This window comes from Roseateles chitinivorans (assembly GCF_050632235.1).
Taxonomy (GTDB): Bacteria; Pseudomonadota; Gammaproteobacteria; order Burkholderiales; family Burkholderiaceae_C; genus Roseateles; species Roseateles chitinivorans_A.
This window is the reverse complement of sequence record NZ_CP192584.1, coordinates 2702607-2728399: the sequence shown is the minus strand read 5'-3', so window position 1 is coordinate 2728399 and position 25793 is coordinate 2702607. Positions and strand designations below refer to the sequence as shown.

Below are 25793 nucleotides of genomic sequence, written 5' to 3'. Positions count from 1 at the left end.
CCGACCAAGGAGCATTGCCTCATGTCCACGACCATTCCCGACGACGCTTCCCGGCCCCGTTCCCTCACTGTCATCACCGGCAGCTCGCGTGGCCTGGGCGAGGCGCTGGCGCGCCAGTCGCTCGAGGCCGGCCATCTGGTCATCGGCATCGCCCGCGGCCGCAGCGAGGCGCTGGAGCGCTTCGCCCACGAGCGCGGCCTGCCGCTGCAGCAATGGCAGGCCGACCTGTCGGATCCACTGGCGATCGCCCAGCGCCTGGCCGGCTGGCTGCGCACGCAGCCCGGCGGATGGACGACGGCGACGCTGATCAACAACGCCGGCGTCGTCACGACACCCGGGCCCATCGACGGCGAGTCGCTGGAGACGCTGTCTTCCGCACTGCGCGTCGGCCTGGAGGCCACGGTGCTGTTGACCGCGGCCTTCCTGGATGCCACACGCTCTTGGCCAGCTGATCGCAAGGTGCTGAACATCTCCTCCGGGCTGGGCCGACGCGCGATGGCCGGCAGCGCGCTTTACTGCGCGGCCAAGGCCGGCATGGACAACCTCAGCCGTGCGGTGGCGCTGGATGAGGAGCACAAGGGAGCCCAGGGCGAACGCGCCGCGCGCGTCGTCTCCCTGGCTCCCGGCATCATCGACACCGACATGCAGGCGCAATTGCGCGGGGGCGATGCGTCGAAGTTCCCGGACCGCGACCTGTTCGCCACCTTCAAGGCGGAGGGGCAGTTGGTCAGCGCCGAAGATACGGCGGCCAAGGTGCTCAGGTTCCTCGACAGAGACGACTTCGGCCAGCAGGTGCTGGCCGACGTGCGGGACGCTTGATCCTGTCGATGAGGCGTGCGCCGAGCTCGGCCGGGGCCGGCGGCTCACGCCTGGCGGGGTCGCGCCAACTCGCTTTGTTCGCCTTCGGCTCACGCCGCTCAGACAGACGGCGCTCAAGTCAGTCTTGGACGCCAGGCTTCGCCGCCGGCCCCGGCCGAGCTCTCGGAACCGTCAGCCGACGAGGTTGGCCAGCGTCAGCAGCGCCAGCAGCAGCATCCACAGCGTGACCGAGCGCCACACCAGGCCCACCACGCTCTGCAGGTGACCCAGTTGTGGCGGCACGCCAGCGGTGGAACCCTCCGCGCGGGTCGCATCCATGTCGCCACCGGATTCGAAGGTCTTGCTGCGGTCCGGTGTCACACCCGGCGCGGCGCTGCCGCCCAGCTGCACGCCGACGGCGCCCGCGGCGGAGGCGAGGATGATGCCCTCGTTGTCATGCGCCCACAGCGCCGAGTCACGGCGCCAGGAACTCACCGCCTCTTCGAAGTTGCCCACGATCGCGAAGCCGGTCGCCGTCATGCGCGCCGGGATGTGGTCGATCATCCCGAACAGCTTGCGCGAGAGTTCCATCAGGCGCTCGTTGGTCGGGGCGTCCAGCGTGCGGCTCTTGAAGGCCCAGTAGCGGCCGGCGAATTCGGCCATGCGGTACAGCACCGCGCCGGCCGGGCCCAGGCCCAGCGTCGAGAACAGCACGAACCAGAAGAACACCCCGAAGACGTGCCGGTGCGCCGCCAGCAGCGAGTGCTCCAGCACATGCCTCAGCAGCTCGGTGCGCGGCAGCTCGCTGGCATCGAGGTGACGCCACTCGGCCAGCAGGCGGCGGGCTTCGAGCTCGTCGCCGCGCTCCAGCGCGTCACGGATGTCGGTGAAGTAGTGGCTGAACTGGCGGAAGCCCAGCGTCAGGTAGAGCACCAGCACGTCCATGGCCAGCGACAGCAGCAGGCTGTAGGGCCGCACGAGCATGTAGATCGCCCCGACGAGCAGGGCCGGACCGACGACGGTGATCGTCCACACGACGGCCGCATGGTGCGACCGGCCCGCGTCGAAGTTGCGCCCGGTCCAGCGCACCCAGGCAATCATGCCTTGGTGGACCGGATTCCCGTGCGGCAGAGGCTTGAGCTGCTCGCACACGAGCGCAAGCAAGACCGCGAAGAAGTTCATGGCCCGGGATGATAGCGGCCCTCACACCCTCCGAAGGGGGATCGGTGTCCCGCCGGGTCACCAATGGTCAGCCTTGCAGGAAGCGGTAGAGATTGCGCAACATCGCGGCGGTCGCGCCCCAGATGAAGAACTCCTTCGACGTGGTGGCGCCCAGCGTCCCGTCCGGGTCCACCTTAGACACCGCAAGACCTGGCCCCGTCCAGGGCATCGACAGAAACTGCCGACGCCCCTTCAGGGGACCCTCGTCGCCCGCAGCCTCGGCGGCCACGTCGTACTCGAAGGTGTGGCGCTGGTGGTGCGCGGGGTTCATCAGGAATTCGAGCGGCACCTCGAACGCTTCCGCCACCTCGAAGGCATCCAGCCGTAGCGAGAAGCCCGGACGGATCAGGCCCACGACCGGCGTGACCTCGTAAGCCGTCACCGTGCGATAGACCGGCAACTGGCCGATCAGGTCCACATGACGTTCGTCGAGGCCGATCTCCTCCTCGGCCTCGCGCAGCGCGGTGCGCTCGGGCGAGCCGTCCTCCGGTTCGGCGCGGCCGCCAGGGAAGCTGACCTGCCCGGCATGGTCCCGCAGGTGCGCGGTGCGCTGCGTCAGCAGCACGTGCAGGCCCTCGGCGCGCTGCACCAACGCGATGAGCACCGCGGCCTGCGTGGTCGTGCGGCCCGGGAAGATGCCGCCGTCGCCGGGCAACTCCGGTTCGACGACCGTCGGATGCAGGAAGCGCTCGCGCAACCAGGCCGGTGTCAGATGCTCGCGGGGAATGGCGGGAAGGTGCGCGTCGGTGCCGGTGACGGGGATGAGGCGGGGATCCTGGATCGCGGGACGGCTGGCGGGACGGCTGGAAGGAAGCGTCGGCATGCGGCAGGAGCGTCCGGTGCGCCGGACTTGTTCGTGGGCGCCCAGGGCGCGAAGCCTCGATTGGACGCCAGAATCGACAAAGCCGCTCCGGGCAGGGCCTTGGAGCGGCTTTGGGTGGCTGACGCCGAGGATCAGGCCGACTTGATCGCCAGCTTTTCCTTGATACGTGCCGACTTGCCCGAACGCTGACGCAGGTAGTACAGCTTCGCGCGACGGACGTCGCCGCGGCGCTTCACTTCGATCGAAGCGATCAGCGGGCTGTACAGCTGGAACGTCCGCTCAACGCCTTCGCCGCTCGAGATCTTGCGGACGATGAAGTTGGAGTTCAGACCGCGGTTGCGGCGGGCGATGACCACGCCTTCGTAGGCCTGCACGCGCTTGCGGGTGCCTTCGACGACGTTCACGTTCACGATCACCGTGTCGCCGGGGGCGAAAGCGGGGATGGTCTTGTTCAGGCGAGCAATTTCTTCTTGCTCAAGGGTCTGGATCAGATTCACGAGGATCTCCTGTGATCTTGCCGGCGCGAATCAGGATGATTCCAGGACAGGACACCTTCGAAGGAATTCTTCGGCGCCGCCCGCGTGGGGATTCAACCAACGGTGTCAAAGCACCGCCCTTGCCCCATCAGCCCAGTAGAGGATCGGAAAACCGAAGATTATAGACGGGGTTGGGCGATCGTCAAACTTCGCCCGAACCGCCGCCCCTACTACCGCCCTATTTGCGGGGCGCCTTGCCAGGCGCAGCCTGCAGCGAGGCGAGGAACTTCTCGTCCTTCTTGTCGAGCTTGCCCTCGCGGCGCGCGGCCTCGATCAGCTCGGGCCGGCGGCTCAGCGTCAGCGCCAGCGACTGCTCGCGGCGCCAGCGGGCGATCTCGGCGTGGTGCCCCGACATCAGCACCGGCGGCACCGGCATCGGCCCCTCGGGCGTCTCGAGAACTTCGGGACGGCTGAAGTGCGGGCAGTCCAGCAGTCCATCCGAGAAGCTGTCCTGCTGGTGCGAGGCGGCGTCATTCAGCACGCCCTCTTGAAGTCGGGCGATCGCATCGAGCATCGCAATCGCCGGCAGCTCGCCGCCGGACAGCACGAAATCGCCGAGGCTGATCTCCATCGTCACGTGGCGGTCCAGCACGCGTTGATCGATGCCTTCGTAGCGACCACAGAGCAGGATGGCGCCCTCGCCTTGCGCCAGCTCACGCGCCAGCGCCTGATCGAGCTTGCGCCCGGTCGGACTGAAATGGATTACCGCCGGAGCACCGGGATGTGTGGTCGCGCGGTCGGCCTTCACCGCCGTCAACGCGCGCTCCAGCGGCGCGGCCAGCATGACCATGCCCGGGCCGCCGCCGAAGGGGCGGTCGTCGACACGGCGGTAGTTGTCTTCGGCGTGGTCGCGCAGTTGCCACAGGCGAACGTCGACCTGCTTGCTCTCGTACGCGCGACGCGTCACGCCGACCCGCAGGAAGGGGTCGAAGAGCTCAGGGAACAGGGTGAGAACGTCGAAGCGCATGGACATCGGGCCTGGCCAGGCCCGGCGGCTTCAATAGTCCAGATCCCAATCAACCGGGATGATCTTCGCGGCCTTGTCGACGTCGCCGACAAACGCGTTCACGAACGGGATCAGGATTTCCTCGTCCGGCTTGACCGGCGCGGTCTTGCCGGCGGGCAGGATGCGCAGCACGCAATGCGGGCCGGTATCGATCAGGTCGATCACCTCGCCCAGCGTCTGGCCGTCCTTGTTGACGACGCTCATGCCGATCAGGTCGATCCAGTAGAACTCGTCCTCGTCGGTCTCGGGGAACACGCTGCGCGAGACGAAGATGCGGGCGCCCTTGAGCGCCTCCGCACCGTTGCGGTCGGCCAGGCCTTCGACCTGGGCGACGATGCCGTCCGCGTGGTCGCGGACGGACAGAACCTTGAGCACGGGGGCACGACATGCGGCTTGCCCGGCAATGCCTTCTCGCTCGGTTTCATGAACCAGCGGCGAGAGGCGAAGAGCGCCTGGGCATCCGGGGAATGGCTGAGGATCTTCAGCCAGCCCTTGATGCCCCAGGCGTCCAGCACGCGCCCGACTTCGATGGCGTCCTCCGGAAAGGCCGGGGAACCCTCGATCACGTCGTCAGGCGCTTGCTTCATCGACTGCGATCCGGAGGATTAGGCAGCGACAGCGGCGGCCGGAGCGGCAGCCGACTTCTTGGCGACGTCGACCAGGCGGGCGACGGCCGGCGACAGCTGGGCGCCGGTGCCGACCCAGTAGGCCACGCGGTCTTGCGAGACGCGCAGGCCTTCGGCGTTGCCGGTGGCCACGGGGTTGTAGAAACCGACGCGCTCGATGAAGCGGCCGTCACGGCGATTGCGGCTGTCCGTCACGACGAGGTTGTAGAACGGACGCTTCTTGGAGCCACCGCGGGAGAGTCGAATAACGACCATGATCTATCCTTCAGGTTTTGAGCGTTCCACCGCACCAGGGAGACACACAGGGGCAAGCAGAGATTGAATCGACTTTTCGTCGGGTACGCGTGCGTCGCGCATCGATTCCCCACGGCAGGTCGACAGCTGGCTCCGTAGATACGCCCCCGGTCCGTCCTTCGCCCGCATGCTCCGTTTCAGGGAGCTTCGAAGCGTGACAGCCACACCCAGGGGCCAGCGCCAAAACCAAGCATTATAAACTCGCGTTTGACGCTTTGTCCTCCTCCCCCAATGACGACGACCACCAGCAGTTCCTCCCCTCTCCTGATCCGCCCCAGCCTGGAGGGTGACATCGCCGCCATCCAGCAGATCTACGAGCATGCGGTGCTGCACGGCACCGGCACCTTCGAGACCGATGTGCCCGACCGCGCCGAGATGGGACGCCGCCGCACCGAGGTGCTCAGCCGCAGCCTGCCCTACCTGATCGCGGAGCGCGACGGGCAGGTGCTCGGCTTCGCGTACGCCAACTATTTCCGCCCGCGCCTGGCTTACCGCTACTTCGTCGAAGACTCGATCTACCTCTCGCCCCAGGCGCAGGGCCAGGGCGTCGGCCGGCTGCTGCTGGCCGAACTGATCGCCCGCTGCGAAGCCGCCGGCGCCCGCCAGATGGTCGCCGTGATCGGTGACTCGCAGAACCTCGGTTCGATCGGCGTGCACCGCAGCCACGGCTTCGAGGACATCGGCGTGATGAAGTCCGCCGGCTGGAAATTCGGCAAGTGGCTCGATGTCGTGCTGATGCAACGGCAACTGGGTCAGGGCGACACCAGTTCCCCCACCGGAGCGACGCCCGCAGCTGCGGCGACCGCTTCGCCCGCGGCCCCCTCCGCGCCTGCCGAGACGCCGGCCGCATGAGCGCCGTCGCCCCCGACGCCGGCGGCGCGGCGGACCTCAAGTCCAAGACCGTCGCCACCTGGCTGAGCTTCGCGCTCGGCAGCCTCGGGGCGCATCGTTTCTATCTGCACGGGTTCAGCGACAAGCTGGCCTGGCTGCATCCGCTGCCGACGCTGCTGGGCTTGTACGGCGTGCACCGCATGGACACGCTGGGCCAGGACGACGTCACCGCGTGGTTCCTGATCCCGCTGCTCGGGTTGATGATCGCCCAGAGCATGCTGGCGGGCATCGTCTACGGCCTGATGCCCGACGAGCGCTGGGCTGACCGCTTCAACCGCGGGACGCTGCGCAAGACCGGCTGGTTGCCGATCCTGGGCGTCATCGTGTGCCTGATGGTCGGCGGCGCCTGCCTGATGGCGACGATCGCCTTCTCCGCGCAGCGCTACTTCGAATCGCAGGTCGAAGCCGCCCGCGAGATCAGCCAGTAGTCGCGGGAACGCCTCCGTACTTCCACCGCCGCTGGCCCTCACCCCTGCCCTCTCCCGCAAGCGGGAGAGGGAGCATCCTCCACCGCGGCCTCTCCCAGGGAGAACCTCCACCGCTGCCTGCGTTTGACACAGTTGCTCTCCCGCAAGCGGGAGAGGGCGAAAGAGGAGCCTGCGCTGCGAGTGGATCCGATCGGGCTCCCTCTCCCGCTTGCGGGAGAGGGCGGGGGTGAGGGCCAGCAGCGGCCTCAGAACAGCGTGAAGCTGATCCAGTAGAACAGTCCGGCGATGAACGCCGACGCCGGGATCGTGAAGATCCAGGCCCAGACGATGTTCCCGGCCACGCCCCATCGCACCGACGACGCGCGCTGCGTCGAGCCCACGCCGACGATGGCGCCGGTGATCGTGTGCGTGGTGGAAACTGGCACGCCCAACGCCGTAGCGAGGAACAGCGTCATCGCGCCGCCGGTCTCCGCGCAGAAACCGCCGACGGGTTTGAGCTTGGTGATCTTCTGTCCCATCGTGCGCACGATGCGCCAGCCGCCGAACATGGTGCCCATGCCGATCGCCAGGTAGCAGACGACGATGACCCAAGTGGGCGGCGAATGCTCGCCGGCGCCCGCGTAGCCCGAAGCGATCAGCAGCATCCAGATCAGGCCGATCGTCTTCTGCGCGTCATTGCCGCCATGTCCCAGGCTGTACAGCCCGGCCGAGACCAGCTGCAGCCGGCGGAACCAGTTGTCCACCCGCAGCGGCGAGCTGCGCCTGAACAGCCAGGCCACCGCCACCATCAGCAGCGAGCCCAGGAGGAAGCCCAGCAGCGGCGAGACGAAGATGAACAGCACCGTCTTGCCGATGCCACTCATGATCAGTCCCTTGGTGCCCGCCTTGGCGATCGCCGCGCCGACCAGGCCGCCGATCAGCGCATGCGACGAGCTCGACGGGATGCCGTAGAACCAGGTGATCACGTTCCACGCGATCGCGCCGATCAGCGCGCCGAAGATCACGTGGTGATCGACGATGGACGCGTCGATCGAGCCCTTGCCGATCGTCGCTGCCACCTTCAGCTCGAAGAACAGCACCGCGATCACGTTGAAGAAGGCCGCGAACAGGACGGCCTGCTGCGGCTTGAGGACGCCGGTCGACACGACCGTCGCGATCGAGTTCGCCGCGTCGTGGAAGCCGTTCATGAAGTCGAAGGCGACGGCCAGCACCACGAGCATGGCCACGACCCAGAAGGCCACGTGCATCGTTCCCATGGGAGACGCTCCGCGACCGGATCAGGAATTCTCGAGGACGATGCCCTCGATCAGGTTGGCGACGTCTTCGCAGCGGTCGGAGATGGACTCCAGCTGCTCGTAGATCGCCTTGAGCTTGATCAGCTCGCGCACGTCTTCCTGTTCGCGGAACAGCTTGGACATCGCGGCGCGCATCACGCGGTCGGCATCGGACTCGAGCTTGTCGATCTCCTCGCAGGCCTTGATGGCGGCTTCGGCGGTCTGCGGCTGGCTCAGCTTGGGCAGCAGCGTGACGGCGTGCTTGACGCGCTCGCAGCACTTGGCCGACAGCTCGCCCAGGCGCAGCACTTCCTCGGGGATGGAGCGCACGTCGTACAGCTGCATCGTCTCGCTGGAGTCCTGGAGCAGGTCCAGGATGTCGTCCATCGCGTTGATCAGGCCGTGGATCTGCTCGCGGTCGATCGGCGTGATGAAGGTGCGATGCAGCAGCCGGTTCACCTCGGCGGTGACGCGGTCGGCGTGGTGCTCGGCCTTGTCGACCTCGGCGGCGTACTTCTCGCGCAGCGTGAGGTCGTTGTAGTTCTGGATCATGAGCATGAAGGCGCGCGCGCCTTCGACGATCTGCGTGCCGTGCTCATTGAACAGTTCGAAGAAATTGCCCTCTCGGGGCAGCAGCTTGCCGAAAAACATGGGGAGGCTCCGCGCCGTGCGATCCACGCCGGATCGTCACAAATGGTTCATTTCCGTGTCACGGAAAACCCGCGAGTGTAGCCGCCCATGGCCCGTTGGAGCCATTTCAGCCGCTTTCCCGATCTCAGCTGCGGAAGATGAAGTAGACCGCCCCCATCAGGCACAGGCCGGCCCAGATGAAGTCCGTCTTGAACGGCTGGTTCATGAACAGCATCGAGAACGGGACGAACACGCCCAGCGTGATCACCTCCTGCGTGATCTTCAGCTGGGCGAGCGTGAAGCCGCCGTCATAACCGATGCGGTTGGCCGGGACCTGCAGCAGGTACTCGAACAGCGCGATACCCCAGCTGATCAGCGCGGCGACGTACCACGGCTTGGACGCCAGCTCTTTCAGATGGCCGTACCAGGCGAAGGTCATGAAGACATTGGACAGCGTCAGCAGGGCGACCATCTGCCAGCCGGCGGCGGTTGCGAACATGGGTCGGACTCCCGGAAGAGGTTGAAGGTGGAGGGCGGGTCGTCAGGGCAGACGCAGCGGCGCGTCTTCGCGCTCGACGATCTGATCGGCGACCGATGGCAAATGGCTTGCCAGTCCGCCGAGACCAGGCGCTTCCAGCGTCGGGGCCAGCTCCAGCAAGGGGCGCAGCACGAAGGCGCGCTGGTGCAGCCGAGGATGCGGAACAAGGAGCCGGTCCAGGGCGACGGTCTGGTCGCCGTAGAGCAGCAGGTCGAGGTCGAGTGTCCGCGGCGCGTTGACGAACGGGCGCTCGCGCCCGTGGCGCGATTCGATGGCCTGCAACGCAGCGAGCAGTGTCAGCGGCGGCAGCGTCGTCGTCACGCGGGCGACGGCGTTCAGGTAGTCAGGCCCCTCGCATCCGACCGGCGCGCTGCGCCAGGCGGAAGAGACGGCCTCCAGGGTCACGTCGGTCACGTCGGCGAGATCGGCCAACGCCGCCTCCAGCGTGCGCCGCAGGTCGCCGAGGTTGGCGCCCAGGCCGACGTAGGCCGTGATCATTCGCCGAGGATGCTGCGACGGCGTTACTCGTCGCCGGACGGGCCGGCTTCCGTCGACGCCCCCGCACCGCCGGCGCCACCCGCCGCCTTCGGCTTGCGACGACGACGGCGCTTCTTGGCGGGATGGCCGACGCCGCCCTCGCCTTCCGCGACCTCCACCGCTTCGGCATCGATCGGCAGCGCGGCCGCCGATTCACCGCTGACCGGCATCGTCGAGGACGTGCTGACGGCGCCGCGCGGCACCGAGTGCACGCGTCCGCCGCCTGCCTTGGGCTTGCTGCGCGGGCCGCCCTGGCGTTGCGTCTCGCGCGCCAGGTCCAGCAGCGCGCGGCGCTCGTCCTCGGTGCCCAGCGCGAAGTCTTCCCACCAGTCGGCCAGGGCCGGATCGATCTCGCCCGCCTCGGCGCGCAGCGCCAGGAAATCGAAGCCGGCGCGGTAGCGCGGCTGCTCGATCAGTCGGTGCGGACCGCTGCCGGTGCGGCGCTCGAAGCGCGGCTGCATCATCCAGATCTCGCGCATGTCCGCCGCGAGCTTGCCGCGGCCGGAGATGTCGCCGACGCGCGCGTCGAAGACCAGGTCGATCGCCTGCTGCAAAGCCGCCACCGCGCCCTCGCCGCCGTCGATCAGGCGCGTCCAGCGCTGCTGGACCTCGCCCCACAGCATGCAGGCGAGCATGAAGCTCGGCGCGACCGAGCGCCCCTCTTCGACCCGCTTGTCGGTGTCTTCCAGCGCCAGCCGGACGAACTTGCCGTGCACGTTGTCCGGCAGCGCGCCGTCCTTGTCGAGCACCGCGTCCAGGATCGGGAACACGCCGCGCGCCAGGCCCTGCTTGCGCAGTTCCTCGATGCTGGCCAGCGCGTGGCCGGTCTGCAGCAGCTTGATCATCTCGTCGAACATGCGCGACAGCGGCACGTTCGCCAGCAGCGGCGCCATCGCGGCGATGGGCGCGCGCGTCTTGGGCTCGATCGTGAAACCCAGCTTCGCGGCGAAGCGCACGGCGCGCAGGATGCGGACCGGGTCTTCGCGGTAGCGGCTCTCCGGGTCGCCGATCATCCGCAGCACCTTCTTGCGCGCGTCGGCCAGACCGCCGTGGTAGTCGACCACCAGCTCGCGTTCCGGGTTGTAGTACATCGCGTTGACGGTGAAGTCGCGTCGCGCGGCGTCCTCGATCTGCGGGCCCCAGACGTTGTCGCGCAGCACGCGGCCGGACGCGTCGACGACGTGCGACTTGCCCTCCAGCGCGCCCTTGGACGTCTTCTCGTTGCCCTGCACCTGTTCGGCGTCGTCTTCCTTGAGCAGCGCGCGGAAGGTCGAGACCTCGATCACCTCGTGCTCGCGGCCGCGGCCGTAGACCACGTGGACGATGCGGAAGCGCCGGCCGATGATGAAGGCACGGCGGAACTGGTTCTTGACCTGTTCCGGCGTAGCGTCGGTGGCGACGTCGAAGTCCTTGGGCCGGCGACCCAGCAGCAGGTCGCGCACGGCGCCGCCGACGATGAAGGCCTCGTAGCCCGCGTCGGTCAGCCCCTTGACGACCTTGACGCCGCGCTCGTCGAGCAGGGCCGGGTCGATGCGGTGTTCCTCCGCGGTGACTTCCACGCGCTTGCCCAGCGGCGTGGCGGTGCTTTCGGGCTTGCCCAACAACTTGTTGATGAATTTCTTGATCATTCGAACAGCTTCAGTATCGGCCAGCCGCGCTCGCGCGCCAGCGCCTCGAGGGCCGAGGTGGGGTTGGTCGCCACCGGATGACTGACCCGCTCCAGCAGCGGCAGGTCATTCATCGAGTCGCTGTAGAAATGCACGCGCTCGAAATCCTCCCAGCGGCGCCCCTGCGCCGCCAGCCATTCGTTCACGCGCACGATCTTGCCCGCCTGGAACGACGGCGTGCCGTGCACGCGCCCGGTGAACGACCCGGTCGCGTCGCGCTCCAGCTGCACGGCGATCAGGTGATCGATGCCGAAGGCCTTGGCGATCGGCGCGGTCACGAATTCGTTGGTCGCCGTCACCACGACCACCAGATCCCCGGCGTCCAGGTGGCGCTGCACGAGTGCGCGCGCATTGTCGCGCAACATCGGCGCGACGATCCGGGCCATGAAATCGGTGCGTGCCGCCTCGGCCTCGGCCAGCGGCCGGGCGCGCCACACCGAGGTCGCGAACTCGACGTACTTGTCCAGGTCGAGGTCGCCACGCTGGTAGTCGGCGTAGAACTCGTCGTTGCGGGCAGCCCAGGCGGCGCCGTCGGCCCAGCCGATCTCCACCATGTAACCGCCGAAGGCGTGGTCCGAGTCCTGCGGGATCAGCGTGCCGTCGAGGTCGAACAGGGTCAGGTCCACGTCGAAATCCTTGAAAGATCTTGAAAGCGAAGCAACCGGCGGCATCACGCCCTCAGGCGAGCGCCCCCTGGTCGGCGAGCATCTGGCGCAGCAGCGGCACGGTGACCGCCCGCTTGCTGGCCAGGGCGAATTCGTCCAGCCCGTCCAGCAGCGTCATCAGGTGCTTGAGGTCGCGGGCGTAGCGGGTCAGCAGGTAGTCGATGACCTCGTCGCTCAAGGCGATGCCGCGGCGGTCGGCCTCGCGGCGGAGCACGGCGCGGACCTCGGCCTCGGACAGCGGCTGCAGCGCGAAGGTCGGTCCCCAGCCGAGCCGGGTGCGGAGGTCCTCGCGCAGGTCCAGGTCCACCGGCGGCGCGGTGCCGGTCGAGACGACCGCCAGGCCCAGCGTCGCCGCCTCGACGAACAGCGCGAAGGCCGCATGCTGCTGGCCCGGGTCGAAGCGCTGGGCGTCGTCGAGCAGCAGCAGGCTCGGGTGGGTGGGCAGTTCCCAGGGCAGCGGCGTGTCGGCGTCGTACCAGCCGACCTGCGCGCCGGCCTGCTGCCAGTGGCGCGCGAGCGCGCGCAGCAGGTGCGTCTTGCCGCTGCCGGGCGGCCCCCACAGGAACACCGGCGGCGAGCCCGTCCCGAGCGCCAGCACATGCGTGAGGGCGGCGGTGTTGGCACCGGTGAGGAGCGTGTCAAAGGTGTAGTCGGGCTCGGGACCGAGCGACAGCGGGATCTGCTTCAAACCACTTCAGCGTTGGATGGCGGGGCGACGTCGGCGACGCGGAGGTCGCACCCTCGGGAAGAGGGAGATTCTAAGCGTCGTCCGACGCTCCTCCCCATTCCGCACCCTCAATGGAGGGTGGCCGGTCCGCCACCCGCATCGCGCAGCTGCTGCAGGCACTGTTCGAGTTCGGCGCGCTCCACGCGGTCGTCGGGCAGCAGCGCGACCAGCTTGCGCTGGACGGCCAGCAGCCGGGGCAGGTCCTGCTGGTCCATGTGGATCTGCTTCAGGTTGCGCAGCATTCGGGCCAGGATCTGCCGCGGCGGCGCGGTCCCGAGGAAGGCATCCAGCGACATCGGCTCCTGAGGCATCAGGCCGGCGCGCTCGCGCCAGGGGCTGAGGAACTCGTCGAGCTCGCCGCGCCCCAGGGAACGTCCGCTGAACGGGTCCAGCACGACCTCGCCCTGCGGCAGTCGCAGCTTCATCAGGAAGTGGCCGGGAAAGCTCACGCCCTTCACCTGCAAGCCGACGTGCGATGCGAGTTCCATGTAGATGATCGCCAGCGAGATCGGAATGCCGCGACGCGTCGCCAGCACCTGGTGCAGGTAGCTATTGCCGACGGCGTAGTAGTCGTTGACGTTGCCCGCGAAGCCGAGCTCGCCATGGAAGTACTGGTTGAGCATCCGCAGCCGGTGGCTGGGCGGCGCGTCGGCCGGCAGGCGGTGGCGCAGCCGCTCGCCCAGGCGGTCCAGCTCGGCCATCACCTGCTGGACGTCCAGCCGGGGCACTTCGTCCAGCGCGATCGCGATGGCGGCCTCGGCCAGGTTCAGCGTGTCGTCGTCGGCAACCAGCGTCGAGAAATACTCCAGCGCCGACGGCACCGTCCACTGCAAGGGCGAACTCATGCGTCCGAGTCTACGCCCGGCGCGCGAACTGGCGCAGCTTCACCCCCAGCAGCAGCAGCACGCCGAAATACAGCAGCGCCGACGCCCCCAGGCTCAGCGCCATCCAGCCGGCACGCACCAGCTCGAAATGGAAGCCCTTGCCGCCCACCCAGGCGAAGTGCCCGGCCAGCCACCATTGCAGCGCCCCCATCGCGGCGCTGGCGAGGGACACGCGCAGCAGGAACAGCGGCCAGCCGGCCTCCGGCGTGTAGCTGCCGAGCTTGCGCAGCCCGCGCAGCAACAGCAGCGCGTTGACGACGGCCCCGAGGCCGATCGACAGCGACAGCCCGGCGACGCCGACCTTCAGTCCGAACACGAAGATCAGGTTGAACACCTGCGTCAGCACCAGCACGCCGACGGCGATGCGCACCGGCGTGCGCATGTCCTGGCGCGCATAGAAGCCGGGCGCCAGCACCTTGATCGACACCAGGCCCATCAGGCCGAGCCCGTACCCCATCACCGCGTGCGCCGTGCTGGCGACGTCGCGGGCGTGGAACGCGCCGCGCTGGTAGAGCACGGCCACCAGCGGCTCGGCGAAGACCAGCAGCGCCACCGCGCAGGGCAGCGCCAGCAGGAAGGTCAGGCGCAGGCCCCAGTCGAGCAGGCCCGAGTACTTCTGCGTCTCGCCCTTGGCCGTGCTGGCCGCCAGCTGCGGCGTCAGCACGACGCCCAGCGCGACGCCGAGCAGCGCGATCGGGAACTCCATCAGCCGGTCCGCGTAGGTCAGCCAGGAAGCGGCGCCCTCGCCCACCGCGATCGCGATCTGCGTGTTGACCAGCAGCGAGAGCTGCGCCACGCCGACGCCCAGCAGCGCCGGGCCCATCTTGCGCAGGACCTGGCGGACGCCCTCGTCGCCGGCGGCGCGGCGCAGGCCGGCGAAGTCCAGCGCGAACCGCGGCATCAACCCGACGCGCCGCAGCGCCGGCACCTGGACCGCCAGCTGGAGGATCCCGCCGATCATGACGCCCAGCGCCAGCGAATAGATCGGTTCGTAACCGTAGTGCGCCAGGACCGGCGTGAGCCCGTAGCCGCAGGCCAGGGAGGCGAGGTTCAGCAGCACCGGCGTCACCGCCGGCACGATGAAGCGCTTCCAGGTGTTCAGGATGCCGGCCGACAGCGCCACCAGCGACATGAAGCCGATGTACGGGAACATCCAGCGCGTCATCACGACGGCCGCCTCGTGGGCGTCCCGGGACAGGCCCGCCCCGAGCGCCCAGACCAGCACCGGCGCGCCGATCACGCCGATCACGCAGGTCGCCAGCAGCGCCCACAGCAGCACGGTCGCGACGGCGTCGATCAGGTGGCGGGTGGCCTCGTCGCCGTCCTTGGCACGGGCGGCGGCCAGCGAGGGCACGAAGGCCTGCGAGAACGCACCCTCGGCGAACAGCCGGCGCAGCATGTTGGGGATGCGGAACGCCACGTTGTAGGCGTCGGTCATCGCATTGGCGCCGAACAGGCCCGCCACCATCTGTTCGCGGACCAGCCCCGTGATGCGCGACAGCAGCGTGAAGACCGAAACGACGGAGGCGGTGCGGAGCAGGTTCATTCAGGCGGCGCGGAGGCGATGCGGGGACAATGCAGCCAGGACGGACGCCCCGGCGGGAGACCGCGCATTATGGGTGTCCCGGTGCGGCCGCAATACTGCGGATTTGGTTTTTCAAATCCTGGCTGCTATACTCGCCGTCTTTGCACCAACTGGACAAATAACACAATGGCAAGCTCTTCCAAAGCCAAGAAGAAAACCGTGCGTCTGGCCTCGGGCCGCAAGCGCGCACGTCAAGACGTCAAGCTGAACGCCGCCAACTCGGCGCTGCGTTCGAAGTTCCGCACGGTCATCAAGAACGTGCAAAAGGCGATCGTCACGGGTGACAAGGCCAAGGCCGCTGACCTGTTCAAGACCGCCCAGCCCGTCATCGACTCGGTCGCCGACAAGGGCATCTTCCACAAGAACAAGGCTGCTCGCCACAAGAGCCGCCTGTCTTCGAAGATCAAGGCGCTGGCCGCCTGATAGACAGATCCAGCTCTGGTGCAGAAAAAGCCCGCCGAAAGGCGGGCTTTTCATTCCCGCCACGGCCCTGAGGTGCCGCTTTGGGCGCTCCGCGTCGTTGCGAATCCTCGCCATGGCCGGACCATGGCTACGGTTCGCGCCTAGCGGGGCATCCCAAATCGACACCTCATGGCCGCGTCGGCTGGAGCGGACTCTATAGAGGCATCGGCGTCGTGATCTGTCCGACGACCTCGCGCACGTGGAGCCAATCCGCGACGTTGCGCGCCACCCAGTCCCCATCATCGAGTGGCAGGTCGTGCCCCGCATGCCGGTGCAGCCGCAGCGGCGCACCCCATGCCCGGCTGATGGCCTGCGAGCAGCGCCAGTCCACGAGCGAATCCCCCTGGCTGCACAGCAGCAGCATCGGCGGCTGCGGCTTGGCGAGGCTGGCGCGATAGCGCGCCGCCGCCAGCAGCTGCCGCAGCGCATTGCGGCGCCGCACCGGATGCTCACGCTGGATCGAGACCCAGTCGTCGATCACCTGGTCCGGCTGACGCTGCATCCGCGTCGTCATCTGCAGCACCTTGGCCTCGCGCCGGCGCAGGCTCAGCCGCGTCAGGCTCAGCAGCAGCAGGGACCAGTAGTTCGACGGCCGCAGCCGCCGGAAGAAGGCACTGAAGGGCCGCAGGCTGGTGTTGATCAGCACGACGCCGTCGAGTTCGCCCGGGTGGCGCGCCGCCCATTCGCTGGCCACCATCGCCCCCAGCGACATCGCCAGCACCTGGTACGGCGGCGGAACGCCGCGACGGCGCAGCTCCGCGCGGCACGACTCCATCATCGCGTCGACATGGGTCGGGCTGCTCTGACGGTGCTTGTCGCCGTTGCCGGGCAGGTCGAGCAGTTCCAGCCGGGCCTCCGGCTGCTGCACCCGGAGGGCACGCAACAGGCGTGAGGGGAAGTCGCCCCAATGGCCGCTTTCGCGGGTCAGCCCGCGCAACAGCACCCACGTGTGGACGCTCATCCAGCCGTCCTCCGATACCAGCGAATCAACGCCTGCTCCCCGTGATCGATTCTTGTGTCCGGCCCTGGCAACCACCGCGACGCGCTCTGCGTCGCACGGGTCATGAAGTCCATCCAGGCCATGTGCCGTCGCAACACGCGCTGCTGCCGGTGGGCGATCAGCGGGTTGAACATGCCGTGCCGGGAGAGTAGCTGGCGCGGGTTTTTCTTCACCCACAGCCATGACCCCATTTCGAGCGTCATCGGCAGGAAGATCCCTCGATCAAGGGAGAGGGACTCGTCGTACAGGTGGTCCCACAGGTCGCCGTGGGTCAGGTAATGCCGGCTCTGCGGCTCCATCACGTAGGGATGCGGCGAGAGGCATTGATCGAGCACCTCGCACAGCGCGTGGATCTCGGCGAGGTGATGCATCGGATGGCGGGTCCGCGCATACGGGAACCAGATCCGGTCGCGCAGGCCGAAGCCGCTGTGGAAGTCGATGGCCATGGAGACCGGGCGTCCGAGCAGTTCCTCGCGGACGAAGCGGCACAGCGCCTCGCTCTCGGCTTCGAGCGGCGCGCCGGCCCGCCCCCGGTAGTACGGCAGATGCCGCGTCAGCCGATGGCCGCCGACGAGGAAAGGCACGCCCCGGTCCGCGTCCTGCGGCGCATTGCGCATCAGGTCGACGCCGCGCGGATTCGCGCGCGAGCCCGCCAGCACGCCTCCCGGATTGACGACCGGCAGGAACACGAGCCGCAGCGACTCGAGCTGCTGGTGCAGGCTGAGGTCCCAGCGCAGCCGGCGCACCAGGCTGCCGAGGTAGGCCAGCACCACCTGCGCCCCGATGCGCTCCAGCCCGTGCACGCCGCCGATGAAACCGAGCGCGGGCACGGCGGGATCCGGATTGCCCAGCGTCAGGCCGATCACCGGCAGCGGGCCGCCGACGCTGTCCACCGTCGCGAGTTCGCGCGCCTGCAGCAGCGACCCGCCCTGGTCGATCAGGCGCAGCAGCTGCTGCATTTCCGGCAGGACGGCCGCGGCCCGGGAGCCCGCGTCGGCGGTGAAGACGGCCATGTCCAGGGAACCCGGTGGGGAGGTCGCGGCGAACCGGTCAGCGTAGACGCAAGGGCGCCGGCTGGCGATGGCCCGATCGGGCCAGCGCGGTCATCCGTTCAGGGGAGCCCCGGGAAGAAGGTGGGGTGTCAGGCCTTGCCGGCCTCGCGGCCGTCGGGCAGCAGGCAGGCGTCGACGACCTGCAGCTTGTTGTCGCGGGCGAAGTTCATGACGAACTCCCAGGCCATCGGCTCGACGGACTTCAGCGCCTCGTTGACGATGACGCACTTGATGCCGTCGATGACACGCGGCACGCAGTAGGGGAGTAGCCGAGGTAGGCGTCGCGGCCGCTGCGGGTGCCGCCGGGCCGGAAGCAGGACATCGCGCCAGCCAGACGTTCGGCCCAGTCGCTCGGGCGGAAGGTGCGGCCATCCGTGGTGATCCCCTGGATGAACACTTCTCGCGGCTTGGGCTGCTCAGTCATTGGCTACGGTCTCACGCGTCCCGGCAAAACCGCTATTGTGCCTTGGATGTGTTGCGGCGCAGCACACGTGGGCTTCTGCTCGCCCCGTCGCTCACCGGGTCCGCAGGGCTCCCGCTGGTCAGCGGGACTGCCATGGCTGTGCAGGAGGAATCTCCTCGCACCCCAGGGTCGACCCGTAGAATCGTCCGGCTCCCCCACCCCGGTCCCGGACCGGGGATTGCCGGGAGCCTCTGGAGATTCTTCCCCCACCCCTCCCACGCTTTGGAGACTTGATGAACGCCCCGGACTCCTCGTTCGCCGCCCCGACCGAACCCCACGTGATGCACACCTACGGCCGCCTGCCGATCGCCCTGTCGCACGGCGAAGGCGCCTGGGTCTGGGATACGGCCGGCCGACGATACCTGGACGGCCTCGGCGGGATCGCCGTCAACACGCTCGGACACAACCATCCGAAGCTGGTGGCGGCACTGCGGGACCAGGTGGGCAAGCTCATCCACACGAGCAACTACTACCACGTCCCGCTGCAGGAGCAGCTCGCGGCCAAGCTCTGCGCGCTGTCGGGGCTGACGAACGCCTTCTTCTGCAATTCCGGCCTGGAGGCCAACGAGGCCGCGCTCAAGATCGCGCGCAAGTACGGCCATGACCGCGGCAACGACAACCCCGAAGTCATCGTGTTCGAGAAGGCCTTCCACGGCCGCTCGATCGCGACGCTGTCGGCGACCGGCAACCCGAAGGTGCAGGCCGGTTTCGGTCCGCTGGTGCCGGGCTTCGTCCGCGTGCCGCTGAACGACATCGAGGCGATCCGCAAGGCCATCGCCGAGCACCCGAACGTGACCGCGATCTTCCTGGAAACCATCCAGGGCGAAGGCGGCATCAACCCGGCGCACATCGATTTCCTGAAGGCGCTGCGCAAGCTGTGCGACGAGCACGACCTGCTGCTGATGCTGGACGAGGTGCAATGCGGCATCGGCCGCACCGGCAAGTGGTTCGCGCACCAGTGGGCCGGCATCGTGCCGGACGTGATGCCGCTGGCCAAGGGCCTGGGTTCGGGCGTGCCGATCGGCGCGGTCGTGTGCGGCGAGAAGGCCGCCAAGGTCTTCGGACCGGGCAACCATGGCACGACCTTCGGCGGCAATCCGCTGGCGATGCGCGCCGGCGTCGAGACGCTGACGGTGATGGAGGAGGACGGCCTGCTGGCCAACGCCGCCACCGTCGGCGCCGAGCTGAAGGCCGCGATCGAGCACGGCCTGGCAGGCGAATCGGGCCTCGTCGAGGTGCGCGGCCACGGCCTGATGATCGGCATCGAGCTGGACCGCCCCTGCGGCGTGCTGCTGACGCAGGCGATGGAAGCCGGTCTGCTGCTGAGCGTGACGGCCGACAAGGTCGTCCGCCTGGTGCCGCCGCTGATCCTCACGAGCGAGGAAGCCGCCGAGATCGCCGCGCGTCTGGTGCCGCTGGTGAAGGCCTTCCTGGCCGCACCTGCGTCCGCGCCATGAAACCGGGGAACACGCTCATGCGTCACTACCTGCAGTTCAAGGACCTGCGCACGGAGGAGTACACCCACCTGTTCGAACGGGCGGCGACGATCAAGCGCCGCTTCAAGAACTACGAGAAGTACCAGCCGCTGCAGGACCGCACCCTGGCGATGATCTTCGAGAAGGCCTCCACGCGGACCCGCGTGAGCTTCGAGGCGGGCATGTACCAGATGGGCGGCTCGGTGGTGCACCTGACCACCGGCGACAGCCAGCTCGGCCGTGCGGAGCCGATCGAGGACAGCGCGCGCGTGATCAGCCGCATGGTCGACATCGTGATGATCCGGACCTACGAGCAGACCAAGCTGGAGCGCTTCGCGGCGCACTCGCGGGTGCCGGTGATCAACGGGCTGACCAACGAGTACCACCCGTGCCAGATCCTGGCGGACCTGTTCACCTTCATCGAGCAGCGCGGGATGGACCGACGCGGCGCGATCGACATGGACTGCCTGAAGGGACGCGTGGTGGCCTGGGTCGGCGACGGCAACAACATGGCCAACACGTGGTTGCAGGCGGCGGAGATCCTCGGGTTCACCGTGCACGTCAGCACGCCCAGCGGCTACGAGATCGACCCGGCCGTCGCGGGCATCAAGGACACGCGCTGCTACAAGGTCTTCAAGGACCCCAAGGAAGCCTGCCGCGACGCGGACCTGGTGACGACGGACGTCTGGACCAGCATGGGCTACGAGGCCGAGAACGAGGCGCGCCGCACGGCGTTCGCGGACTGGTGCGTGGACAAGGACATGATGGCGCAGGCCAAGCCGGATGCGCTCTTCATGCACTGCCTGCCGGCGCACCGTGGCGAGGAGGTCGCGGCCGACGTCATCGACGGTCCGCAGTCGGTCGTCTGGGACGAGGCCGAGAACCGCATGCACGTCCAGAAGGCGCTGATGGAGTACCTGCTGCTCGGACGCATCGGCTGAGCGCACTGCCCCGCCAAGACCTCGAGGCCCGCCACGCGCGGGCCTTGTTCCGTCCGGGCGCCGTCGCGGCCGCTACTTCGGCGCCCCCAGCGCCTTCAGGCCCTCTTCGTACGATCCCGCCGGGTAATGCTTCTGCAGCGTCTTCCAGACGGTGCCGGAGCGCGAGTTCCGCTCCAGCGCGTCGCCCAGCACCTCGCGGTCCTTGGCCGGCAGGTGCCGCGACAGGTAGATCCCGCTGTCGGTCCAGGTGAGTTCCGCCATCGCCTCCAGCCGCAGCCGGTCCAGCAGCGGCCGCGTCTTCGAGTCCTGCAACAGCGTGCCCGCCAGGATCGACGGCGCCATCACCGTCACGTCGGCCAGGTTGCGCTCCAGCGCGCGCACCACCGCCGCCACGTCCGCTTCGACGACCAGCCGGCGCTGCGCCTTCAGCGTCCTCAGCAGGTCCTGATACGGCTCGCCGTAGTCGAAGCCGCGCACCACCGCCACGCGCAACTCGCGCCGCTCGCCGAGCTCGGCCAGACTCTCGACCGGCGCGCGGTCCGACGAGAGCGAGATCAGCATCGGCCGCGCCTTCATCATCGGGATGAAATCGCCATGCAGGTCCCGCTGCGAGGTCCGCGTCGCCGGCACCAGCACATCGGCCCCGCTGGCGGCGAACATCGCCTCGACCCGCGCCCGGGGCACGACGACGAACTCGAACTGGCAGCCGGTTTCCGCCGAGACCTTGCGCAGCAGGTCCGGATAGACCCCCCGACCTCGCCGCCCGAGGTCACCACGCTCATGCCGATGGGCGCCACCGGCACGCGGATCGGCCGCGAGCAGTCCGCCGCCGCGGACTGCGTCGCCGACGCCAGCATCAGCCCCAGGACCCAGCCGGCCGCGACGCGCGCGGCCGGCCACCCGAAATACGTGCTCATCTTTTTCTCTCCCGTGCCGGAACTGCCGGTGACTCTGCGCGCTCGTCACGTCGTCCTCCTGGCGTTCCATGTCGCCGGCCAGAGTAGCAAAGCGCCGGACGATCACAACGCGTCAAACCCGCGAGTTCGCCAGCGTTTCACCCATCCAGAGGGGGCGAGCCCCTCCCTTCGGGGGGATCGCCGTTCGCCACTCGCCATCTTGCGAAGGTTGACGTCAGCCACCCGTGGCATCCTTGCTGTCCGCACCCTGCCGTTGCCATGAAGACTGCCCTGATTTCCGACCTGCACGCCAACCGGCAAGCCTTCGAAGCCGTGATCGACCATGCCCGGCGGGAGGGCGCCCAGCATTTCGCCCTCCTGGGCGACTATGTCGGCTACGGCAGCGATCCGGGCTGGGTGGTCGACCAGGTGCGGGCCCTGCGCGCGGAGGGCGCCATCGTCGTCGCCGGCAACCACGACCTGGGCGTGACGCAAGGCCCCCGCCCCACGATGAACGAGGACGCGCGCGCCGCCATCGCCTGGACGCGCGCGCGGCTCACCGACGATCAGATCGCCTTCCTGGCCGGGCTGCCGATGTCCGAGGAAGAGGACGACTGCCTCTACGTTCACGCCAACGCCTTCGACCCGACCGGCTTCGCCTACGTGCAGGGCCGGCTGGAGGCGATGCGGAGCCTGCATGCGACCGAGTGCCGCTACACCTTCTGCGGACACATGCACGAGCCGATGCTGTACCACCTCTCCGGCACCGGCAAGGCGGGCGACTTCAAGCCGCAGCCCGGCGTGCCGATCCCGCTGCTGCCCAACCGCCAGTGGCTCGTCATCCCGGGCGCCTGCGGCCAGCCGCGCGACGGCAACCCGGCCGCCGCCTACGCGCTGTTCGATCACGACAGCGAGGAACTCAGCTTCCAGCGGGTGCCCTACGATGTCGACGCCGCCGCCGCCGCGCTGCGCGCCGCGCCCGGCCTGCCCGCGGGCCTGGCGGACCGCCTCGCGCAACGCCTGGTCGCCGGCCGCTGAGTGCCACTGATGGTCGTCGACGGCCACCCTCTTACTCCCTCTCCCGCTTGCGGGAGAGGGCGGAGGTGAGGGCCAGCGGCGGTAGAAGTGCCAAGGAATCGATGAACGACGCCCACTCGACGCACGCTTCAACTTCAATCCCGGTCCCGATCACCTCGCCGCTGCAGCCGGGCCAGGTGCTGGACGGTTTCGTGCTCGAGGCCCGCCTGCACCAGGGCGGCATGGCCAACCTCTGGCAGGTGCGACGGCAGGATCCGACGGACCCCGCGCACCCGGCCGAAGACTTCCCCCTGATCATGAAGGTCCCCCGCATCAAGGGCGGCGAGGACCCGGCCAGCATCGTCGGCTTCGAGGTCGAGCAGATGATCATGCCGGCGCTCAAGGGGCCGCACGTGCCGCGTTTCGTCGCGCGCGGCGACTGGCGCCGCCAGGCCTACATCGTCATGGAACGCATCGAGGCCGAGAGCCTGCGCCCGCGCCTGGACCAGGCGCCGCTGCCGCTGGTGGAGGTTGTCGAGATCGGCATCCAGGTCGCGCACGCGCTGACCGACCTGCACCGCCAGCACCTGGTCCACCTCGACATCAAGCCCAGCAACATCCTCCTGCGCCCGGACGGCACCGTGGTGCTGGTCGACTTCGGCCTGTCGCGGCACGACTTCCTGCCCGACCTGCTGGAAGAGGAGTTCTCGCTGCCCATGGGCACCGGCCCGTACATGTCGCCGGAGCAGGTCCAGTTCGTCCGCAACGATCCGCGCAGCGACCTCTTCGCGCTGGGCGTCATGCTCTACCACCTGTCCACCGGCGAGCGCCCTTTCGGCCAGCCGACCTCGGTGCGGCAGCTGCGGCGCCGGCTCTACGTCGATCCGATCCCGCCGCGCGCGATCCGGCCCGAGCTGCCGCCGTGGTTCCAGGAGATCGTGCTGCACTGCCTGGAGGTGCGCGCGGAGCGCCGCTACCAGAGCGCCGCGCAGCTCGCGCTGGACCTGCAGCGTCCCGACGCGGTGCCGTTGACGGCGCGCGCGCACAAGCTGCAGCGCAGCGGCATGGTGCGCCGCTTCAAGCGCTGGTTCCTGGCGATGGGCGAGGAGCCGCACGCCCCGGCCTCGGTCGGCGCGCAAGTGGCCCGCAGCCCCGTGATCATGGCCGCCGTCGACGTGCTCGGCGCCACGCCGACACTGCTCGAGGAACTGCGCGAGATCGTCCGCCGCCTGATGCAGACCGAACCCGGCGCTCGACTGGCCTGCGTCTGCGTGATGAAGACCAACCGCATCGGCATGGACGAGCTCACCGACGCGCACGGCCGCAGCCATCACGTGCAGCAGCTGATCGCGCTGAAGAACTGGGCGCATCCGATGACACGGGAACTGGCGCTCGAAGACGGTCGGCTGACCTTCCACGTGCTCGAGGCGCCGGACGCCGCCGATGCGCTGATCGAGTTCGCGGCCAAGACCGGCGTCGACCACGTCGTGATGGGCGCGCGCGCCAGTTCGATGATGCGGCGCTACCTGGGCAGCGTGTCGGCGCAGGTCGTGTCGCAGTGCGCCTGCACCGTCACCGTCGTGCGCGAACCCGTGCTGCCCGACGACCCGCCGCCGCCTGACAGCACGCTGATCAGCCCGTCGGCGTCGAACTGAACGCCATGTCCGCCTTCGCCGACAACCCCTGCACCCGTTGCGGCGCCTGCTGCGCGAGTTTCCGCGTCGACTTCTCGCGCCAGGAACTGCTGAGCGAAGGCGGCACGGTGCCGGACGGGTTGACGGTGGAGGTCACGGACTCGACCTGCCGGATGCGCGGCACCGACCACGCGCGGCCGCGTTGCGCCGCCTTGCAGGGGAAGGTCGGCGAGCGCGCCGGCTGCGGCATCTATGAATGGCGCCCCTCGCCCTGCCGCGAGTTCAGTCTGCGCTCACCGCTGGGCATCGGCGACGACGCCTGCGCGCGTGCCCGCGCCCGCCAGGGCCTCCCGCCCCTCACCGCGGCCTAGCGGAGGACCTTCGCGGGCTGCATCCTGGCCTTCAGGCTCTCCAGCTTGGCCGCGTAGAGCTGGCGCTGCGGCCCGGTGACGCTGAACTCCTGCGCCTTGGCGAGCTCCGTGCGCACGACGTCCCACTTGCCCAGACCCACGTTGGCCAATGCCATCCAGAAGTGGAACTCGTGGTAGTAGGCCGAGCGGTCGATCTCCTTGGCGAAGAGGTCCCTGGCCTTGGCGTACTCGCCCGCCTTCATCGCGGCGATGCCGAGGTCGAAGAACTTGAACGGCGGATACGGCTGGAGCAGCGCCAGCTGCGCCTCGAGCTGCTGCGCCTCGGCGAACTGCCCCTGGAAGCGCAGCGCCTGGGCCAGGTTGGACATGGATTGCACGTTGGCCGGTTCATGCGCCAGCACGTAGCGGAAGGCGCGCTCGGCCAGCGCGGTGTCGCCGTGACGGCGGTAGATCACGCCCAGGGTGTTGAGCGCCGTCAGCAGCCGCGGGTCGTGCAACCAGGCCGCCCGGGCCCACCAGTAGGCGCGGTCGATCTGGGCCTGCGACATCAGCTCCGCGGCGCGGTTGTTCATGTACATCGCGACGATCGCGCGCTCGTCCACCGGCATCGCGCGCTGCCGCGAGATCTGCGCGCCGGGCAGGAAGTCAACCACCAGCGAAGGCTCGTCGTTGCCGAGCACCCGGAAGTCGGTCTTGCGCCGGCCCAGCGCGATGTTGACGTGGCCGGAGACGACCTGCAGGTCGCCGACGCGGCTCCACTGCTCCTCGTCGTAGATCTGCCGGAAGACGAACGGCAGGCCCATCTCGCGCGCGAAGGCCGCCGTCATCATCGCCAGCGACAGGCAGTTGCCGGCCTTGGCATCGAAGGCCTCGGCGGCGGTGCGCGTGCTCTCGGCGTCGTATTCGAGCTGGAGCTCGTTGCGGTTGTAGAGCGCGTCCAGCAGCAGATGGCGCATGTCGCGCGCATCCATCGTCAACGAGACGCCATTGTTCGCGTTCGGAATCCGGCTGTGCAGGAACTCGCGCATCCTGGGCGTCATCGCGATGACCTGGGCGGGGTCAATGACGTCGCGCGACGGCGGGAAGAGCTCGTCGTGGATCAGGGCATGCGTGTCGACCGCAGGCGGCGCTTCCGGCGCCGTGGCGCATCCCGTCATCGCCAGCACGAACAGCAGCGCCGCGCCGCGCCTCAGCGCCCTGCGGGCCGGATGGAGGGCAGGAGTCGCCTGCGTCACCTGGATCGTTCCCATGACCGTCTCCGATACGGCCTCTGACGGGGCCGCTGACGAATCATGCTACTCCGCCGCACGGGGGGCGTTGCCCGTGCGACGGACGGGGTAATCCCGGGCGTG

The 25793-nt window shown here is 68.7% G+C and carries 28 protein-coding genes and 2 pseudogenes; 9 read left to right on the top strand and 21 right to left on the bottom strand.

Translation table 11 applies throughout. The features are described 5' to 3' along the window. Positions 1–21: 21 nt before the first annotated feature. Positions 22–819 (top strand): SDR family NAD(P)-dependent oxidoreductase, encoded by a 798-nt coding sequence (locus ACQ859_RS12420; protein ID WP_431266037.1) that lies wholly within the window; start codon positions 22–24, stop codon positions 817–819. Between the two features lie 171 nt (positions 820–990). Here ACQ859_RS12420 and ACQ859_RS12415 read toward each other — a convergent pair whose 3' ends face one another. The 7 genes and pseudogenes from ACQ859_RS12415 to rpsP form a co-directional block, all read right to left on the bottom strand. Next, positions 991–1980, bottom strand: coding sequence for a CobD/CbiB family protein (locus ACQ859_RS12415; protein WP_431258274.1), 990 nt, complete (start codon positions 1978–1980; stop codon positions 991–993). 67 nt (positions 1981–2047) lie between these two features. After that, positions 2048–2842 (bottom strand): NUDIX hydrolase, encoded by a 795-nt coding sequence (locus ACQ859_RS12410; protein WP_431266036.1) that lies wholly within the window; start codon positions 2840–2842, stop codon positions 2048–2050. 131 nt (positions 2843–2973) lie between these two features. Next, positions 2974–3339, bottom strand: a complete 366-nt coding sequence (rplS, locus tag ACQ859_RS12405; RefSeq protein ID WP_297523974.1) for a 50S ribosomal protein L19 — start codon at positions 3337–3339, stop codon at positions 2974–2976. 217 nt (positions 3340–3556) lie between these two features. After that, positions 3557–4345 carry a tRNA (guanosine(37)-N1)-methyltransferase TrmD gene (trmD, locus tag ACQ859_RS12400; RefSeq protein ID WP_431266035.1) on the bottom strand — a complete coding sequence of 263 codons (789 nt, stop codon included), beginning with the start codon at positions 4343–4345 and terminating at the stop codon, positions 3557–3559. Between the two features lie 30 nt (positions 4346–4375). After that, positions 4376–4759, bottom strand: a complete 384-nt coding sequence (gene rimM, locus ACQ859_RS12395) for a ribosome maturation factor RimM (RefSeq protein ID WP_431266034.1) — start codon at positions 4757–4759, stop codon at positions 4376–4378. Between the two features lie 86 nt (positions 4760–4845). Continuing rightward, positions 4846–4971 (bottom strand): annotated as a pseudogene (locus ACQ859_RS12390) (ribosome maturation factor RimM); the annotation flags it as partial. Positions 4972–4989: 18 nt separating this feature from the next. Further along, positions 4990–5265, bottom strand: a complete 276-nt coding sequence (rpsP, locus tag ACQ859_RS12385) for a 30S ribosomal protein S16 (protein ID WP_067269890.1) — start codon at positions 5263–5265, stop codon at positions 4990–4992. A 270-nt stretch (positions 5266–5535) separates the two neighbouring features. Here rpsP and ACQ859_RS12380 point away from each other — a divergent pair, with 270 nt between their 5' ends. Then, complete coding sequence (locus ACQ859_RS12380) at positions 5536–6156, top strand: GNAT family N-acetyltransferase (RefSeq protein ID WP_431266033.1); 621 nt, start codon at positions 5536–5538, stop codon at positions 6154–6156. Continuing rightward, positions 6153–6623, top strand: coding sequence for an NINE protein (locus tag ACQ859_RS12375; protein WP_431266032.1), 471 nt, complete (start codon positions 6153–6155; stop codon positions 6621–6623). The genes ACQ859_RS12380 and ACQ859_RS12375 overlap by 4 nt, the downstream gene beginning before the upstream one ends. 245 nt (positions 6624–6868) lie before the next feature. On the opposite strand, the gene ACQ859_RS12370 is transcribed toward ACQ859_RS12375, so the two are convergent. The 9 genes from ACQ859_RS12370 to murJ all read right to left on the bottom strand — a co-directional run bounded on the left by ACQ859_RS12370 (position 6869) and on the right by murJ (position 15091). Continuing rightward, a complete protein-coding gene (locus tag ACQ859_RS12370; protein WP_431258279.1) occupies positions 6869–7879 on the bottom strand; it encodes an inorganic phosphate transporter in 1011 nt (336 codons plus the stop codon). A gap of 21 nt (positions 7880–7900) precedes the next feature. After that, positions 7901–8548 (bottom strand): DUF47 domain-containing protein, encoded by a 648-nt coding sequence (locus ACQ859_RS12365; protein ID WP_431266031.1) that lies wholly within the window; start codon positions 8546–8548, stop codon positions 7901–7903. Between the two features lie 124 nt (positions 8549–8672). Further along, positions 8673–9026, bottom strand: a complete 354-nt coding sequence (locus tag ACQ859_RS12360; protein ID WP_067269881.1) for a DMT family protein — start codon at positions 9024–9026, stop codon at positions 8673–8675. 42 nt (positions 9027–9068) lie between these two features. After that, on the bottom strand, positions 9069–9563 hold the full coding sequence (gene folK, locus ACQ859_RS12355) for a 2-amino-4-hydroxy-6-hydroxymethyldihydropteridine diphosphokinase (RefSeq protein WP_431266030.1): 495 nt from the start codon (positions 9561–9563) through the stop codon (positions 9069–9071). Positions 9564–9586: 23 nt separating this feature from the next. Further along, entirely contained in the window at positions 9587–11230 is a 1644-nt protein-coding gene (pcnB, locus tag ACQ859_RS12350; protein WP_431266029.1) for a polynucleotide adenylyltransferase PcnB, read from the bottom strand. Next, positions 11227–11895 (bottom strand): HAD family hydrolase, encoded by a 669-nt coding sequence (locus ACQ859_RS12345; RefSeq protein WP_431266028.1) that lies wholly within the window; start codon positions 11893–11895, stop codon positions 11227–11229. The genes pcnB and ACQ859_RS12345 overlap by 4 nt, the downstream gene beginning before the upstream one ends. 52 nt (positions 11896–11947) lie before the next feature. Next, positions 11948–12622: a DnaA regulatory inactivator Hda gene (gene hda, locus ACQ859_RS12340; RefSeq protein ID WP_431266027.1), complete on the bottom strand. Its 675-nt coding sequence runs from the start codon at positions 12620–12622 to the stop codon at positions 11948–11950. Positions 12623–12729: 107 nt separating this feature from the next. Further along, positions 12730–13506, bottom strand: coding sequence for a SirB1 family protein (locus tag ACQ859_RS12335; protein ID WP_431266026.1), 777 nt, complete (start codon positions 13504–13506; stop codon positions 12730–12732). Positions 13507–13516: 10 nt separating this feature from the next. Continuing rightward, on the bottom strand, positions 13517–15091 hold the full coding sequence (murJ, locus tag ACQ859_RS12330; RefSeq protein WP_431266025.1) for a murein biosynthesis integral membrane protein MurJ: 1575 nt from the start codon (positions 15089–15091) through the stop codon (positions 13517–13519). 165 nt (positions 15092–15256) lie between these two features. On the opposite strand from murJ, the gene rpsT reads away from it, so the two are divergent. After that, positions 15257–15553 (top strand): 30S ribosomal protein S20, encoded by a 297-nt coding sequence (gene rpsT / locus ACQ859_RS12325; RefSeq protein WP_067269869.1) that lies wholly within the window; start codon positions 15257–15259, stop codon positions 15551–15553. A 193-nt stretch (positions 15554–15746) separates the two neighbouring features. On the opposite strand, the gene ACQ859_RS12320 is transcribed toward rpsT, so the two are convergent. The 3 genes and pseudogenes from ACQ859_RS12320 to ACQ859_RS12310 all read right to left on the bottom strand — a co-directional run bounded on the left by ACQ859_RS12320 (position 15747) and on the right by ACQ859_RS12310 (position 18068). Continuing rightward, entirely contained in the window at positions 15747–16553 is an 807-nt protein-coding gene (locus ACQ859_RS12320) for an alpha/beta fold hydrolase (RefSeq protein ID WP_431266024.1), read from the bottom strand. Continuing rightward, positions 16550–17605: a M14 family zinc carboxypeptidase gene (locus tag ACQ859_RS12315; RefSeq protein ID WP_431266023.1), complete on the bottom strand. Its 1056-nt coding sequence runs from the start codon at positions 17603–17605 to the stop codon at positions 16550–16552. The genes ACQ859_RS12320 and ACQ859_RS12315 overlap by 4 nt, the downstream gene beginning before the upstream one ends. Before the next feature lie 128 nt (positions 17606–17733). Beyond that, positions 17734–18068: pseudogene (locus tag ACQ859_RS12310) on the bottom strand (DUF3579 domain-containing protein). Positions 18069–18340: 272 nt separating this feature from the next. On the opposite strand from ACQ859_RS12310, the gene ACQ859_RS12305 reads away from it, so the two are divergent. Both ACQ859_RS12305 and argF read left to right on the top strand, forming a co-directional pair. Continuing rightward, entirely contained in the window at positions 18341–19564 is a 1224-nt protein-coding gene (locus tag ACQ859_RS12305) for an aspartate aminotransferase family protein (RefSeq protein WP_431266022.1), read from the top strand. Further along, a complete protein-coding gene (gene argF, locus ACQ859_RS12300) occupies positions 19561–20523 on the top strand; it encodes an ornithine carbamoyltransferase (RefSeq protein ID WP_067269860.1) in 963 nt (320 codons plus the stop codon). Before ACQ859_RS12305 ends, argF begins: the two co-directional genes overlap by 4 nt. 72 nt (positions 20524–20595) lie before the next feature. Here the strand turns inward: argF and ACQ859_RS12295 are convergent, their stop codons facing one another. After that, positions 20596–21510, bottom strand: coding sequence for a substrate-binding periplasmic protein (locus tag ACQ859_RS12295; protein WP_431266021.1), 915 nt, complete (start codon positions 21508–21510; stop codon positions 20596–20598). A 188-nt stretch (positions 21511–21698) separates the two neighbouring features. Between ACQ859_RS12295 and ACQ859_RS12290 the strand changes: the two genes are divergently transcribed. The 3 genes from ACQ859_RS12290 to ACQ859_RS12280 all read left to right on the top strand — a co-directional run bounded on the left by ACQ859_RS12290 (position 21699) and on the right by ACQ859_RS12280 (position 24441). Beyond that, entirely contained in the window at positions 21699–22457 is a 759-nt protein-coding gene (locus ACQ859_RS12290) for a metallophosphoesterase family protein (RefSeq protein ID WP_431266020.1), read from the top strand. 101 nt (positions 22458–22558) lie between these two features. Then, a complete protein-coding gene (locus tag ACQ859_RS12285; RefSeq protein ID WP_431266019.1) occupies positions 22559–24091 on the top strand; it encodes a protein kinase domain-containing protein in 1533 nt (510 codons plus the stop codon). A 5-nt stretch (positions 24092–24096) separates the two neighbouring features. After that, positions 24097–24441 carry a YkgJ family cysteine cluster protein gene (locus ACQ859_RS12280; RefSeq protein WP_431266018.1) on the top strand — a complete coding sequence of 115 codons (345 nt, stop codon included), beginning with the start codon at positions 24097–24099 and terminating at the stop codon, positions 24439–24441. Here the strand turns inward: ACQ859_RS12280 and ACQ859_RS12275 are convergent. Further along, positions 24438–25691 (bottom strand): tetratricopeptide repeat protein, encoded by a 1254-nt coding sequence (locus ACQ859_RS12275; protein WP_431266017.1) that lies wholly within the window; start codon positions 25689–25691, stop codon positions 24438–24440. The two genes, ACQ859_RS12280 and ACQ859_RS12275, sit on opposite strands and share 4 nt — an antisense overlap. Positions 25692–25793: the final 102 nt, after the last annotated feature.